Annotated in this window: 12 protein-coding genes; 5 read left to right on the top strand and 7 right to left on the bottom strand. The window is 58.0% G+C overall.

The window, feature by feature from the left end; all coding sequences use genetic code 11:
• The first annotated feature begins 288 nt into the window (after positions 1 to 288).
• Positions 289 to 864: a hypothetical protein gene (locus tag CPH65_RS11360; protein WP_096173570.1), complete on the top strand. Its 576-nt coding sequence runs from the start codon at positions 289 to 291 to the stop codon at positions 862 to 864.
• A 6-nt stretch (positions 865 to 870) separates the two neighbouring features.
• Here the strand turns inward: CPH65_RS11360 and CPH65_RS11355 are convergent, their stop codons facing one another.
• From CPH65_RS11355 to CPH65_RS11340, 4 genes are all read right to left on the bottom strand, one after another.
• A complete protein-coding gene (locus CPH65_RS11355; RefSeq protein WP_096173569.1) occupies positions 871 to 1,404 on the bottom strand; it encodes a hypothetical protein in 534 nt (177 codons plus the stop codon).
• A 135-nt stretch (positions 1,405 to 1,539) separates the two neighbouring features.
• Positions 1,540 to 1,998: a diacylglycerol kinase gene (locus tag CPH65_RS11350; RefSeq protein WP_244574598.1), complete on the bottom strand. Its 459-nt coding sequence runs from the start codon at positions 1,996 to 1,998 to the stop codon at positions 1,540 to 1,542.
• 209 nt (positions 1,999 to 2,207) lie between these two features.
• Entirely contained in the window at positions 2,208 to 4,223 is a 2,016-nt protein-coding gene (gene mutL / locus CPH65_RS11345; RefSeq protein WP_096173568.1) for a DNA mismatch repair endonuclease MutL, read from the bottom strand.
• Between the two features lie 237 nt (positions 4,224 to 4,460).
• On the bottom strand, positions 4,461 to 4,892 hold the full coding sequence (locus CPH65_RS11340; RefSeq protein ID WP_096176366.1) for a nucleoside deaminase: 432 nt from the start codon (positions 4,890 to 4,892) through the stop codon (positions 4,461 to 4,463).
• Between the two features lie 253 nt (positions 4,893 to 5,145).
• Here CPH65_RS11340 and CPH65_RS11335 point away from each other — a divergent pair, with 253 nt between their 5' ends.
• Together CPH65_RS11335 and rsmD are read left to right on the top strand one after the other, a co-directional pair.
• Entirely contained in the window at positions 5,146 to 7,002 is a 1,857-nt protein-coding gene (locus tag CPH65_RS11335) for a pseudouridine synthase (RefSeq protein ID WP_244574597.1), read from the top strand.
• 106 nt (positions 7,003 to 7,108) lie between these two features.
• Complete coding sequence (gene rsmD / locus CPH65_RS11330; RefSeq protein WP_096173567.1) at positions 7,109 to 7,678, top strand: 16S rRNA (guanine(966)-N(2))-methyltransferase RsmD; 570 nt, start codon at positions 7,109 to 7,111, stop codon at positions 7,676 to 7,678.
• A gap of 53 nt (positions 7,679 to 7,731) precedes the next feature.
• Here the strand turns inward: rsmD and CPH65_RS11325 are convergent, their stop codons facing one another.
• A complete protein-coding gene (locus tag CPH65_RS11325; protein WP_096173566.1) occupies positions 7,732 to 8,601 on the bottom strand; it encodes a DMT family transporter in 870 nt (289 codons plus the stop codon).
• A 455-nt stretch (positions 8,602 to 9,056) separates the two neighbouring features.
• On the opposite strand from CPH65_RS11325, the gene CPH65_RS11320 reads away from it, so the two are divergent.
• Entirely contained in the window at positions 9,057 to 9,893 is an 837-nt protein-coding gene (locus CPH65_RS11320; protein WP_096173565.1) for a universal stress protein, read from the top strand.
• A 90-nt stretch (positions 9,894 to 9,983) separates the two neighbouring features.
• On the opposite strand, the gene CPH65_RS11315 is transcribed toward CPH65_RS11320, so the two are convergent.
• Entirely contained in the window at positions 9,984 to 10,403 is a 420-nt protein-coding gene (locus CPH65_RS11315; protein ID WP_157747640.1) for a hypothetical protein, read from the bottom strand.
• Between the two features lie 329 nt (positions 10,404 to 10,732).
• Between CPH65_RS11315 and CPH65_RS11310 the strand changes: the two genes are divergently transcribed.
• Complete coding sequence (locus CPH65_RS11310) at positions 10,733 to 13,447, top strand: acetate--CoA ligase family protein (protein WP_096173563.1); 2,715 nt, start codon at positions 10,733 to 10,735, stop codon at positions 13,445 to 13,447.
• A gap of 304 nt (positions 13,448 to 13,751) precedes the next feature.
• Here the strand turns inward: CPH65_RS11310 and CPH65_RS11305 are convergent, their stop codons facing one another.
• Positions 13,752 to 14,129 carry a hypothetical protein gene (locus tag CPH65_RS11305; protein WP_096173562.1) on the bottom strand — a complete coding sequence of 126 codons (378 nt, stop codon included), beginning with the start codon at positions 14,127 to 14,129 and terminating at the stop codon, positions 13,752 to 13,754.
• Between the last annotated feature and the right edge of the window lie 235 nt (positions 14,130 to 14,364).

Raw genomic sequence — 14,364 nt, 5'->3', positions numbered from 1 at the left:
CTGCGCATGTCGGTCGCTTTTTGGGAACGGGACCCGATCGGATCGCTCCTATTTGCTGCTAACAAGGCGATTGTCCGGGACAATGTCAAGATGTTAGGACCGGGAAAACGCCTCCAGATCCCGAGAAAAAGCCTTGGCAATTCTGTTAGTATTCGCCATTTGATTCAATTGTGTTATATGTTCCGCCCAATTGGGGCCTCAGTTGCAGGCAAAAGGTTGAGCTCTCACAGCTCATCAGGTCTGCCGCGATGGTGCGGCTCAAGTCAGTGCGTCAAGAAAGAGTTGAATATGCCAGTGTCTCTCTCCCGTCTTCGTGATCTGGTTGCCCTGTCTGTTGTTGGTCTGTCCCTGGCGGGATGTGTCACAGACGGCGTGCAGACCACGGCGAGCGATGTGTCCAATTCGGGTAAGGTGGTTGACGAAACCACGCAGTTGGTGCTGTCCAATGCGAACAAACTCAATGGCTATTGTCCAACGATTGCCATTCTTGGGGATACCAATGCCTATCAAAGCTACACGCGCGGCAACGCAGGCAATGCGCACGAGCTGATCTATCAGGCCTCCATCACACAGACCGCTCGGGAGTGTACCTCACTGGGGGCGGAGATGTTCCTCAAGGTGGGGGTTGCCGGCCGCGTTCTTGGCGGACCAAAATCCTCAGATAACAGCAAGGCCGTCCTGCCGCTGCGTATTGTGGTGAAGCAGGAAGACACTCTGCTCTATAGCCAGTTGCACAAGGTCACTGTCCAGCTGAACCCGCCGGATCGTTCAGGTTTGTTCGCCAAGGTCGACGAAGCCATCGGCATCCCCAGCCCGCAGGAGCGGAATGTGGAAATCCTCGTCGGATTTGATTCGGGGAACTGAGGGCGCCTATCGGCCTTCGGCATCCGCCTGTTGCCGCGCCATAGCCACGGCGTCCTTGATGCGCGTGACCATTTCTTCGGCCTCCTGACGGCTGTCGAACATGCCGGCGCGCATGAAGGGGCGACCGCTGGGATCCTTCATTTCAATCAGCGCTTCTGCAGTCAGACCTCCCTCACCTCTGACGGGCCCTTCCTTGATGACGAAATCGACGATTTCGGAAAAGGGCACAACGTAGGGCCGCGACCGGCCAAGGATCGAAGCCGAGATCTGACGCGCCTCATTCTTCTCGAAATCGAAATCGAACTGGCGTGACCATCCCATCAGCCCGTGCGAGAACCACACCCACCCCAGCCCGAAAGCAATAAAGGCAGCAGCTAGCATCAACAGGGTCAGGTAGACGTTGCCCCCCTCGATGCGTGGCCCGAAGAGCACGTAGAGCGACAGCGCCAAAAGCGCCAATCCGACAATGAGTTTTCTCAGGCGCACCAACCGCGAGAGATGGTTGCGGATGGATATGCGCTTCGGGTTCGGATTGCTCATGATCGGTCCTTTTCAGACTTTGTGCTCTTCTCCAACGCTTCTTGCCTTGTGATTGCGACAAAGACAAGAGCCTGAGACATCTTGCCACCTATATGATTGAGCGATGGCAAAGAGATCCTACGTGGTCACACCATGTCAGATTGGCGGGAAAAACAGATCATAGAGCACATAGAGGCTGAACAGGCTCATCATCGTCAAGGTGCAGAAAACCGCGAAGGACCCCAGATCCTTGGCTTGCCGTGCAAATTCGGCGAACTCGTTGGTGAGATGATCAACCAGCACCTCAATGGCGGTGTTGAGCGCCTCGACCGCGATTGTGACAAGAAAAATGAAGGTGAGAATCGCGTAATGCTCGAAGCGGGCACCGATCAACATATAAAGCAGCATCAGGGCGCCATAGAAGATCGCCTCGGCCTGCGCAGCCGTTTCCTGAAACAGGCGCTTGGCACCGGCGAAGGAATAGCGCGCCGCATTGAAGGTATGGCGTATGTGTTTGGTGGCGGTTGGGCCAGTTGGCTCGTCTTGCTCGACCATATCCATCAAACTCTTGTCATCCATCTGAATCTCATCGGGCATCTGAATCTCATCAGGCATCTGCATCTCATCAGGGGCGGACCATCCTTATAACACATGCACTGAATAACATAGCACTGTGTGATTCTCAGGAAGATCCCAATGACCGGATCGTTTGGCGTCCTTACACCCGATCCGTGTGACAGAGAGATGACGGGGGAGATGACGAGGGAGATGACGGACACGATTTGCGGACTGGCTGGTGGTGTTAGGGCAGGGAAAACGGGCGCTCAGCTCCGACCAAAGAGCCTTTCGATGTCACTGAGCTTCAGCTCCACATAGGTGGGGCGGCCATGGTTGCACTGACCCGAATGCGGTGTGACTTCCATTTCGCGAAGCAGTGCATCCATTTCTTCAGGCCGCAGGCGTCGCCCCGAACGGATTGATCCGTGACAGGCCATGGTGGCGGCGACATGGAGGATTTTTTCCTCCACCCGACTGGCCTTGTCCCATTCGGCAAGGTCGTCAGCAACATCCCGCACGAGGCGGTCAATATCCGGTTTGCCAAGAATGGCCGGGGTTTCGCGCACGGCCACGGCACCCGGACCGAAGGCATCGAGCGTCAAGCCGAGGGCTTCCAGATCTTCCTGTGCGGCTTCAAGGCGTGCCACGTCATCTTCTTCTAGTTCCACCACGTGGGGAATGAGAAGACCCTGACGGGCAATGCCCTTTTTCTCAAGCGAAGCCTTCAAGCGCTCATAGACCAACCGTTCGTGGGCTGCATGCTGGTCGACGATCACAAGCCCGTCTTCGGTCTGGGTGATGATGTAATTCTCGTGAATCTGGGCACGCGCGGCACCAAGGGGACGCCTCAAGGTTTCGCTGTCCGGCTCTGCCATCGTCGCGCGGGCGTCCGCCGACGGACGGCTGACATCGGCCATTCGGCCTTGCGATTCCCCCCCCTGCCCGATTGGTGCGTTCGGATCAAGGGATGCCTCGTGAGGCTCCATCCAGTGGCCCGGGGCAAGGCCCTCGGAGAGCCCCGATATCTCATGACCCGATCGTTCACTAAAGGGCTCATTGTGTGTCGGCAAATCGTGTCCGGCCGTTGCCGTAGCCTCGACCGGATCGCTCGCCGGGGCATAGGGGCTTTGGCGCCAGTCCCAATCAAGCGGGCGGTTTGGCTGTGCGAACGGACGTTGCGGTTGGGCAGCGCCGGACGTTGCCTGCGTATGGCGCATGCCATCCGGGCGCAAGGCTGCAAGGGTTGCCGTGCCGCCGGTCGAGGTGGCGCGGTGCCCCGCCTCCATCAAGGCCTGACGAATGGCCCCGACGACAAGGCCGCGAATGTGCCCTGAATCCCGGAACCGGACATCGGCCTTGGTTGGGTGGACATTGACATCCACTTCGTGCGGATCAAGATCGATAAAGAGAACGACGCAAGGATGCCGCCCCCCTGCCAGAAAGTCCGAATAGGCACCGCGAATGGCGCCAAGCATCATCTTGTCGCGGATGGGACGGCCATTGACGAAAACGAATTGCTGCAGGGAATTGGCACGGTTGAGGGTCGGCAAACCGGCATAGCCGGTGAGACGCACCGTATCGCGCAGGGCATCAAGCTCAACTGCGTTGTCGCGAAAGGCCTTACCCATCACCTGCCCCATGCGCACGAGATGAGCGTCCGGTCCCTTGACTGATGCATAATCAAGTCGCGAGCGATCCTCACCGGTAACGGTGAAGCGAATGCCGGGATTGGCCATGGCGACGCGCTTGATCACTTCGGAGATGGCAGCGTTTTCCGCCCTGTCGGTCTTCAGGAACTTCAGCCGTGCGGGCGTTGAGAAAAACAAGTCGCGTACCTCGATGCGCGTCCCGACATTCAGCGCCGCGGGCTTGGGTTTGCTTTCCTTGCCGCCTTCCACTGCGATTTCCCAGGCATGGGGTTCGCTGGCGTGGCGTGACGTGATCGTCAATCGCGCGATGGAGCCAATGGAAGGCAGCGCTTCGCCGCGAAACCCCAGATGCCGGATATCCATGAGGTCATCGGGATCAAGCTTGGAGGTGCAATGTCGCTGCACCGCAAGTCCCAGATCCGGCTGGGTCATGCCGTCACCATTGTCGAGCACGCGGATGAGATTCTTACCGCCACCCGCCGTGACGATCTCGATGCGGTCGGCACCGGCATCAATGGCATTTTCCACCAGTTCCTTGACCACGCTCGCGGGCCGCTCAACCACCTCACCAGCGGCAATCTTGTTGATCGTCGCCTCGTCCAGCTGAAGAATTCTCGAAGTGGTTTCCGCCATGGGAACAAGCTGCTTTCTTGGATTTGAGAATCGCCCGATCCAGAATCAGGGCAATGCCGGAGAATGCCACAGAGCGGGGAGCCGTCGCAATCGCCTGCAGCCTGAGCTGCACGTCAAAAAAAGTGGTGTCAGTTCAACCAAGAACCGGCTGTTCTTTGCCGACAAGATCGTCAAGCTGGTTGAAAAGCTTTTGAGAGCAAGGACTGAGAGCGGTTCAGCCTCTTGGCGGGGCGGCCTTCAGTCCCGCCGCGCGGCAAAGAAATCCTTGAGCAATTCAGCGGCTTCGGTTTCGGAAAATCCTGAATAGACATCCGGCGCATGGTGACAGATCGGCTGATGATAGAGGCAGGGGCCATTGTCGACGGCACCGCCCTTGATGTCAGCGGCGCCAAAATAGAGTCTGCGGATGCGGGCAAAGGAAATGGCCGCCGCGCACATGGGACACGGTTCAAGCGTCACGTAGAGATCGCACTCGGGCAGGCGCTGGCTCCCCTGCGCCTTGCAGGCCTGCCGAATGACAAGAATTTCGGCATGGGCGGTGGGATCATTGTGCTCAATCGTTCGGTTGCCATCAGCAGCAAGGATTGTGCCGTCCCTGACCAGCACAGCACCGATGGGCACTTCGCCCCGCGTCTGGGCAGCGCGCGCCTCGGCGAGTGCGCGTTGCATGAAGCTCTCAACACCTGTGATGCTGCCGCTTTTTTCCGATGCTAACCTTGTGTGACTGCTCTGCATGGGCCACTTGCCGTTTTCGCTCGCCTTGACTGTCGCATCTGTGGTAAAGGCTTTCGCCATGGAACGCAAATCTGGTCAAAATGGACCCGGTTCTGCCGACGCGACGTCGCCAGACCGATCCGAAACTGCGCGCCGCGATGGCGCCCACAAGAAAAATTCTGCAAGCTTTTCTGATAGGAAAGACAGCATGCACAAAGGTGGCAAGGACAACAAAAGTTCTTCAACAAAAGGCCGTGGCGAGAAAAAGCCATACCGGACGCGCGATCGCGACGGTGGCGGCTGGGCTCCGGGCCTTGATGCCCGGCGCGAAACGCAAGAAGAGAGCGAAATGCGCAGCAGCAACGAGCGAACCGAGCGTGATGAACGCAAGCCCGCCAAACGCTCGTTTGGTGCAGACGGAAAGCGCGGCTTTGCCGGAGAGCGCCAAAAACCCGGCGCGAAGTCGTTTGACGGCAAACGCAAGGACCGTCCCGCATCGGCCCGCCCGCACAGCAACAAATCCGTCAAGCCCACGGAACCCGACAAGCCGAAGGGGCCAGCCTACACGCCGCCAACACGCGCCCTCGAGGAGGGCGAGCGCATTGCCAAGATCATGGCACGCGCTGGTCTGTGTTCGCGCCGCGATGCGGAGGTCTGGATTGATGCCGGCCGGGTAAGCGTTAACGGCAAGGTGCTCGACACCCCCGCGATCAACATTCATCCCAAAGACAAGGTTCTGGTCGACGGCGCTCCCCTGCCCGTTCGCGAGCGCACACGCCTGTGGCTTTACAACAAGCCCAGAGGTCTTGTGACCACCACGTCCGACCCGGAAGGCCGTCAGACGGTGTTTGAAAAGCTGCCCGAAGGGTTGCCGCGAGTGATCACTGTGGGACGCCTTGATATCAACACCGAAGGTCTTCTGCTGCTGACCAACGACGGCGGTCTCGCCCGTGTGTTGGAGTTGCCCTCCACGGGTTGGCTCCGGCGCTATCGCGTGCGTGCCTATGGCAAGGTGACACAGGCCCAGCTCGACACGCTGGCCGAAGGTGTTGCTGTTGACGGCGTTCTCTATGGCTCCATCGATGCAGAAATTGAGCGCGAAGTGGGCGACAACGTCTGGATCACGGTCGCTCTGCGCGAAGGCAAGAACCGGGAAGTGAAAAAGGTTCTGGGCCATCTTGGCCTTGATGTGAACCGTCTGATCCGTGTCTCCTATGGTCCGTTCCAGCTGCTTGATCTGGAAGAGGGCAAAATTTCGGAAATCCGTGGCCGCGTGCTGAGAGATCAGCTCGGCGAACGGTTGGTGGAGGATTCTGGTGCGGATTTTGACGCGCCGATCCTGACCGAGATTGCCAAGGAAGATCCCAAGAAGGACAAGAAAGACGAGCGCAAGAAATCGGGCGGTGCCAAGGGCGGCTATCTTTCGGCCAAGGAAGGCGCACGCGTGATTGCCGATCGCGAGGGTCGCAAAGCCCGCGGATCCGACAGGGATCGGGATGGCGGCTTCAAGGATCGCGATGGCCCCCGCAGCCGAGACCGCGATGGTGGTCGGGACAGAAATGGTGGCCGGGATCGCGATGGCGGCCGGGATCGGCAGGGCGATGACCGCGGCTTTGATCGCGGCGACAAGCCAAGCTACAACGCCATTCCCTATGCCGAACGCAAGAAGTTTGATCCAACCGCTCCGCGTCGCACGAGCTTCGTCTACCGGGAAGAAGGCGCAGACGGACGCAAGACCTCAGGGCGCAATTCGCGCAAGGTCGGCGGTCGCCCCCAAAAGGCAGACATGCTCGACCCCAATGCCCGCATTGAGCGCAAGAAGTCCGACGGCTCCAAATCCTTTGGCGGCAAGAAGGGCTTCGGCGGCGGCAAGAGCAATGCCGGGTCAGGTAAATTCCGTGCCGATGGGCCGCGCGGCTCTGGCCCCAAGGGATCACGTTCAGAAGGGCCACGCTCCGGTGGACCGCGTTCTGGTGGACCGCGTTCTGGCGGCTCAGGTCCGCGTGGATCGGGTCAGGGCGGTTTCCGGCCCGGTGGTCCGAAGGGACGGTCCGGGCGCGACTAGTCCAAACGGCTTTGTGCCATTCCGATTGACCGGGCGTTGAAACCGTCCGGTCTTTCCTTGTTTCAATACGTCTCTGTCTTTACGAACATCAAGAAGGCCCCTGATCATGCGCATTGTCGGAGGACGCCTCAAGGGCAAGCAACTGGCCAGTCCCAAAAGCCAATCGATCCGCCCCACAACGGATCGGGTGCGCGAGACCCTGTTCAATATTCTTGCCCATTCCTATGATCACGTGGTTGAGGATGCGCGGGTGCTCGATCTGTTTGCGGGCACTGGTGCTCTTGGCTGCGAGGCGCTTTCGCGCGGCGCATCAGCGGCGCTTTTCGTCGAAGATGGCATCGAGGGGCGCGGTCTCATCCGGACCAACATGGAAACCCTCGGCCTGAATGGCGTTGCCAAGATCTTTCGCCGGGATGCAACAAAGCTTGGCGACATCGGCACCATGGAGCCCTTCTCTCTTCTCTTCATGGATCCTCCTTACAACAAGGGGCTTGGAGAGCGGGCCCTCGAGAGTGCTGTTGCAGGCGGCTGGCTCAAACCGGCGGCTCTGATTGTCTGGGAAGAGGATGAGCGGGCCGAGCTTGCCATACCCGATGGCTTCGAGCGTCTCGACGAACGCAGCTATGGCGACACGAAGCTTGTTTTCCTGCGGTTGGGCCAACCGAACCTCGCCTGATTTACGCAAAAACCAGTTGCTTGAGCGCGCAACCACCCAACAGGCATTGAACGTCAGGCTTTTCCTGCTCTTTTTAATCTGTGATCACGCCAGATCGTGAAGACACCAGCGAAGACGACCAGCATGGATCCCAGCAGCATTACCATGGTCAAATTCTCGTTGAAGATGAAATAGCCATAGGCCAATCCATAGACGAGTTGCAGATAGCTCAGGGTCTGGACCGTCACCGCTTCAGAAAGGTCCAGCGCCCGAATGAGGCAATAGTGACCTGACACCCCTGTCAGACACAAAGCGATCAGCCATACCCAATCCGCAAGCGGAATATCGGTCCAGAAGAACGGCCCGATGCAACTGGTGACCACGAGGCCGATCACGCCGGTGTAGAAGAAACTCACTTGCGGCGGATCCGTACGTCCAGCCAGGCGGGTCAGAATGTTGTAAAGGGACAGCGTGAAGACACAGAACACCGGCAGGAAAGTATAGTTCGAGAAATCCGCATCAAAGGGATTGATGATGATGAGGACGCCGCACATGCCCACGGCAATTGCCATCCAGCGCTTCCAGCCAATGATCTCACCAAGGATCGGAATGGACAGCAAGGCTACCATCAGCGGCGCGGCAACGAAAATCGCCTGACTTTGCGCCAGGCCCACATAGGCGAAGCTGAGAATTGATAACAGGATTTGCACGACAAGCAGAAGGCCTCTGCCAATCTGCAACATCGGGCGGGCGGTGTGGATCGCCTGGCGAAAGCTGCCCTTGGTATTCATGACCAGCAACACACCGAACAAAGCAAAGGCCCAGTAGCGGATCATGCTGATCAGAAACGGCGAATAAAGCTGGCCCACATGCTTTGTGATCGCGTCCTGAATCGAAAAGATCGTGACTGCAAGCAGGGCGAAGACTGGGCCGGAAATGCGCATCTGTCATTCTTTCAGGGGTGTGCGACCGCTTGTGGCTCGTGGCTTGCCTGAGGAAAGACAAGCACCAATGGACTGGCCACACATGGAGGGCGACGGGAAGCTTCTTGACTATTAGCAAGCGTTGCCTCGACATGACAAGTCGTTTCTGGTCATGACAGTACGCCACAAACCCGGATCGGGCTTTCTGCTTGAAAATGTGCAATTTTTCTGCTTTGGAGAGACGAGGACAATGATTGCTCTACACCTTTTGGCTATTGCTCTGACCACTTGATTCCAATCAAAGCAGTCCATAAAGGCGTTGGGCCATAGTCACATAGCCGAACACTCGGCAGTCTCTGACGGCGGCTTGCTCACTTGCTGAAGAGATATTCATCTAGTCATGAAGATCGACCAAATCCGGAGATTAGGATTTGGCGGTCTATCACACATTTGCCCCCTAGGAGAGGAGGCCGGATATGGCCATCAAAGATATCGTTTGCCTGCTCGACACGGAGACGGATCTCACAACCGCCCCCGTCCAAATCGCAACGGAAATAGCCAGCCATCTGAATGCGCACCTCACGGGCGTTGCTCCGCTGATCGAGCCGGTCGTCCCGGCTCTCATGGTTCAGCCGGTGCCCGATCAGTTCATTGCCGACGCGCGTAACCGTTCGATCCAGAAAGCAAAATCTGCTCTGGAGCGGTTCTCGGAATACGCTCAAAAAAGCGACGTCACGCTCGAAACCCGGTTGCTGGACATCACACCCGGAGGTCTAGAAACCTTCGTCAACAACACGCGCCTTTGCGATCTGATCATCGTGGGACAGGACAATCCGGACAAGCCGGAACCCCTGCGCGCGGATCTGATTGAAGCTGCACTGTTCGATTCAGGCCAGCCGATCATGGTCGTGCCCTACGTCGGCACAGAAGCCTTCTCGGCCAAAAAGGTCATGGTGGCCTGGGATGGGTCCAAGACGGCCGCGCGTGCCATCCATGCCGCCATGCCCATCCTTGAACTTGCCGAGGAAGTACAAGTCGTGCTGGTCGATGGCAAGAAACTGCATCTGCCGGGCGACCCCGGCGCCGATCTGGCAACCTATCTCGCCCGTCATGGGGTAGAAGTAACGATCAGCAGTGTCTCGTCCGAAGGCAAGGGCGTTGCCGGCGCTCTGCTGGACTATGTCGAATCGAACAAGATCGAACTCGTCGTGATGGGCGGATACGGTCATAGCCGCATGCGCGAATTCATCATGGGTGGGGCCACACGCGAAATGCTGACGTCAATGTCAGTGCCTTGCATCATGGCCCACTAGAGCGCACGACAGCGTGCCCGGCGAGGATAGCCTTGCCGGGTGGCGCATTTTGGTGTCCCCTTTTGAGGGCCGTCGTTTCCTGCACGGCGTCTACTCGACAAGGATGACCCAGCTCATGATCAGCTGGATGATGGCAAACAGCGGCAACCAGGTATGCTGGGTCTGGACATAGTTGGGTGTCCTCGACGCCATTTCCGCCAGTTTGCGCAATTTGGATTCAACCTTGTTGAGTCGTTCCTGCGATTTCAGGGAGTTCTCGTGCATTTCCTGCAAGGGCGCGATCTGCTGCAGAAGCATATTGACCTGCCCCTTGAGGCTGGACACTTCCGTCAAGACTCTTTCCATGTCTGCAGAGCGACCATAATCGGCCGCCGAAAGCTTGGTGCCCAATACATCAATGTCCGAGCGTAGTTTCTGGTATTCCGCAATTGCTCGATGATGATTGGCCCGGTGGCTTTCATCAGCATCAACCAGATTCTCCACACTCCCCAGTTCCATTTCCCGTTCCAAGTGCCTTACCCCTGTCGCGCGCCCACTCAATACCCGTTCACGATCGCGCTAGGCGAAAGACTAACAGCAGAACTTTAATAGATTGCATCTGTTTTTATTTGCCTTTTCCTTTGCTTAACACCTTATTAATCGCCCCGATCTTGGACAGGACTGTCTTTAACTAAAGTATGATCCAGATTGCTTGTGAATTTCAAAGCAAAGCGCTGGCAACACTGGATACATCAAGGACAAGCTGTCATGGGCCGGTTAGGGACAGGAGTGCCTCCTCGCGGGGTGCCGTTTCATGGGCTTCCGTGGGCTTACATGGACTTACAGCGAATGAGGGGATCATGAGCAGCTACCATCTCGACGTCTTTTTCAGGCCCCGCAACGTCATCGTCGTCGGTGCCTCGGCAGCGGAGGGAACCATCGGACAGGCGGTTACGCGCAATCTTCTCAGCGGCAAATATCGCGACAAGGTGTATCTGATCCACCCGGACGGGGGGGAGATCGAGGGTTTGGCGGTGCTCACGTCTGTTGATGCGTTGGAGATCAAGCCCGATCTGGCCATTGTTGCCCTTGCGCCGGACAAAGTTGCGCCCGCCATCAAGGCCTTGGGCGAGAAAGGCTGCCGGGGCGCCGTGGTGATCACCACGGAGATGGGCGGGCTTGACGACAAACAGAAACGCGAAACCATGGATGCGGCGGCAGATCACAAGGTGCGACTGATCGGTCCCAACTGCATGGGTATCCAGTCCCCGCGCCATGGTCTCAATGCGTCCTATTGCCATGTCTCGGCACTTTCAGGCGATCTTGCGCTGATTTCCCAATCGGGAGCGATCACGGCCTCGGTTGCGGATTGGGCCAGCCACAACAACATCGGATTTTCTGGCCTCATTTCCCTTGGCGACAAGGCTGATGTCGATTTTGCCGACATGATGGACCACTTTGCCATGGACCCGCACACACGGGCGATCCTGCTTTATGTGGAGACCATCATCAACGCACGCAAATTCATGTCGTCAGCCCGTGCGGCCGCCCGCACAAAGCCGGTGGTCCTGATCAAGTCGGGACGCCACGCAGAGGGCGCATCGGCCTTTGCCTCGCGCAACAACAAACTGGTCGGTGCCGACGCGGCCTATGATGCCGCGTTCGAGCGCACGGGGCTGCTGCGGGTGCATGACCTCGACGAGTTCTTTGCCGCCGTCGAGACCCTCACGCATGTGCGCAAGCTCAATGGCTCCAAGCTTACGGTGATGACCAACAGCGCCGGCATCGGTGTTCTTGCCGTGGATGATCTGATTGATCACGGCGGCTCATTGGCCACGCTTGAAGACAGCACGATTGACAAACTCGACGCCATTCTGCCAGCCAGCTGGTCTCGCAGCAACCCGGTCAACATCGTGGTGGATTCTGGCCCGCAGCGCTACAAGGATGCGCTTGATATCCTCATGGAAGACCGCAACAGCCACGCGATCCTAGTCATGACCTGCCCGACCGCGCTTGCCACCGGCGAAGAGGCAGCCAAGGCCATCATCGACGTGATCGAGGAACGCAAGAAGGCGGGCAAACGGCGCATTCCGGTGTTTGCGGCATGGCTGGGCGGAGGCGAAACCGTCAATCGGATGTTCGAGGCTGCTGGTATCCCACACTATCCAACGCCCGCTGATGCCCTCAGGGGATTTTCCTACGTGGTGCGCTACATGGAGGCGCAGGATCAGTTGATGCGCATGCCACCTGCCATCGGCGATTTTCAGCCCGATTACGAAGCGGCACGGACGGTGATCGATGACGCTCTGCATGATAGTCAACACCGGTTGAATGCAGTGGCCGTGACCAAGCTTCTCGAAGCGTATGACATTCCCATCGCCCCCTCCTATGCCGCTCCAACGGCGGTTGAAGCGGCCCAGAAGGCAGCCCCCCTCATCGCTCGTTATGGCTCCGCCGTGGTCAAGATTGACAGTCCCGATATTCTCTATAAATCCGACATCGGCGGCGTCGTGCTTCACCTTGGCAACACCGGAGCCGTTGCCACGGCGGCACAACAGGTCATGACCCGGGCACGGGAGGCCAACCCCGAGGCCGTGATTGACGGCGTGACGGTTCACCCCATGGTCAGGAAGCCCCATTCCATCGAACTGTTCGCCGGCATGAACGTAGATCCGATTTTCGGGCCGGTGATGGTCTTCGGGCGCGGCGGTACTGCGGTCGAGGTGATCCGGGACAAGGCCATGGCACTGCCTCCGCTCGATCCCCTCTCGGCGCTCCGCATGATCGAGAAGACACGCGTCAACCGCCGCCTCGAAGGCTATAGGGACACGCCTGCTTGTGATCGCGCGGCCCTTGCGCAAATCCTCGTTAAGATGAGCCGGATGGTCGCGGACTTCCCCGAAATCGCTGAACTCGATTTCAATCCCCTGTTGGCCGATGCCGGTGGCTTTGTCATTGCCGATGCCCGTGTTGAAGTGATCAAGGTGCCCGAGGGCATCCATCCGCACAATCGGTTTGCCGTCAAACCCTACCCGCACGACTGGGAACAGGTGCGCGAGCTCAAGAATGGCCGCACGGTCTTCATCAGACCCATGAAACCCGAAGACGAGGCGCTGTTTCCGGGCTTTTTCGATCATGTCACGGATGAAGACATGCGGCTGCGTTTCTTCTCGGCGGCGCGCACCATGACCCACGCCTTCATCTCCCGGTTAACGCAAATCGATTATGCCCGTTCCATGGCCTTCATCGCGGTGGACCCCATGAGCGGTGAAATGCTGGCCTCGGTCCGCTTGATGGGGGATGGCAATCATGAAACGGGTGAGTATGCCGTGATGGTGCGTTCGGATCTCAAGGGATTGGGTCTTGGCTGGATCATGATGAAGCTCATCCTGCAATTTGCCGAAAAGGACGGTTTTCGCGAAGTGGCCGGAGAGGTCCTGCGCTCCAACAAGACCATGCGCCAGATGTGTGAAGCCCTCGGCTTTGAAACCCGGACGGACCCGGATGACCCTGATCTGGTGCATATGGTGTTCAAGGTGCCTGAGATCGGCCGCAAGATTGCGGATCTGATCTAGCCGCCATCAAAGCATGAACGTGGATTCCATAAAGCAGGACCGCGAACCGGGGGGATTCGCGCTCCTGTGATGTCAGTGTTACGGGGCAGAGAGACCGCCGCATCTCAATGCTGGTTTCCTGTTGCAGCCAGTCGGAACTTTTGCTTTTTGCCCTATCCTGTTCCGAGCGATCAGCAACCAGGAACGCGCTTTTGCGAACAAACCGGTTCTCTCCAGTCGTCATGAATGCGCTTCCTGACATGCCCCATCAGCTTAACATGATTCCAATCGTTGATCTCGTCAGCACCGACCAAAAGTTGTGCTGTCAAATCGGCTCCACGGTGACGACTTGAAAAGTGTAGAGATCGCCGTCTTCATCCTTGATCGAGACATATTCGCCCGGCCTGAAGGGGTGCTGACCAAAACGATAGCCGGCCTCGACGTCGTCTTCACCTTCGATATCATAGGTAAAGGCCCAACTGCCTCCGGGCCGATGGATGAGATGGCCATGCTCGTCGGTCTCCCCCTGCCAGAACCGGTGAACCCGACAGTCCTTTCGATGCTCCCGCCAGGTTGCCGCGTCAATGTGGCCTTCGGCATCAAGCGGCGCAACAAACTCATAGCCGTGTTGGGCGCTGCCGTTCGGATGCTCAGCATCGCGCGCCAGATTAAGCCGCACTTTTTTCATGATAATGTTGGACATGTTTCCTCCCTGCGCTTTCCTTGTCTGGGTGTTCGACCTGCAATCAGGCCTGCCAGTTGCGTCCAGAAAGCCAGCAACCGCTTGACCCCAATACACGTTACGCCCGATCTGATGCACCGCACCCCCGGCTGGATCGCGACTCGCAAGTTTCCTTATTCGCACGATGCTCCCGAAGAATAGCCCCAATTACCTTCGATTGCTTCACGTCAAGAATACAACTTTAATCCAAGCTCGC

Source organism: Cohaesibacter sp. ES.047 (assembly GCF_900215505.1).
Classification (GTDB): Bacteria; Pseudomonadota; Alphaproteobacteria; order Rhizobiales; family Cohaesibacteraceae; genus Cohaesibacter.
Note: the sequence above shows the minus strand (reverse complement) of the source record. Positions and strands in the feature narration are given on the sequence as shown.

Bases quoted from the DNA above. Each gene is read 5' to 3' on its own strand.
- CPH65_RS11360 (WP_096173570.1), top strand. From the start codon at position 289: ATGCCAGTGTCTCTCTCCCGTCTTCGTGATCTGGTTGCCCTGTCTGTT.
- CPH65_RS11350 (WP_244574598.1), bottom strand. From the start codon at position 1,998: ATGCCTGATGAGATTCAGATGCCCGATGAGATTCAGATGGATGACAAG.
- CPH65_RS11355 (WP_096173569.1), bottom strand. From the start codon at position 1,404: ATGAGCAATCCGAACCCGAAGCGCATATCCATCCGCAACCATCTCTCG.
- CPH65_RS11320 (WP_096173565.1), top strand. From the start codon at position 9,057: ATGGCCATCAAAGATATCGTTTGCCTGCTCGACACGGAGACGGATCTC.
- rsmD (WP_096173567.1), top strand. From the start codon at position 7,109: ATGCGCATTGTCGGAGGACGCCTCAAGGGCAAGCAACTGGCCAGTCCC.
- CPH65_RS11305 (WP_096173562.1), bottom strand. From the start codon at position 14,129: ATGTCCAACATTATCATGAAAAAAGTGCGGCTTAATCTGGCGCGCGAT.
- CPH65_RS11310 (WP_096173563.1), top strand. From the start codon at position 10,733: ATGAGCAGCTACCATCTCGACGTCTTTTTCAGGCCCCGCAACGTCATC.
- mutL (WP_096173568.1), bottom strand. From the start codon at position 4,223: ATGGCGGAAACCACTTCGAGAATTCTTCAGCTGGACGAGGCGACGATC.
- CPH65_RS11340 (WP_096176366.1), bottom strand. From the start codon at position 4,892: ATGCAACGCGCACTCGCCGAGGCGCGCGCTGCCCAGACGCGGGGCGAA.
- CPH65_RS11335 (WP_244574597.1), top strand. From the start codon at position 5,146: ATGCACAAAGGTGGCAAGGACAACAAAAGTTCTTCAACAAAAGGCCGT.
- CPH65_RS11325 (WP_096173566.1), bottom strand. From the start codon at position 8,601: ATGCGCATTTCCGGCCCAGTCTTCGCCCTGCTTGCAGTCACGATCTTT.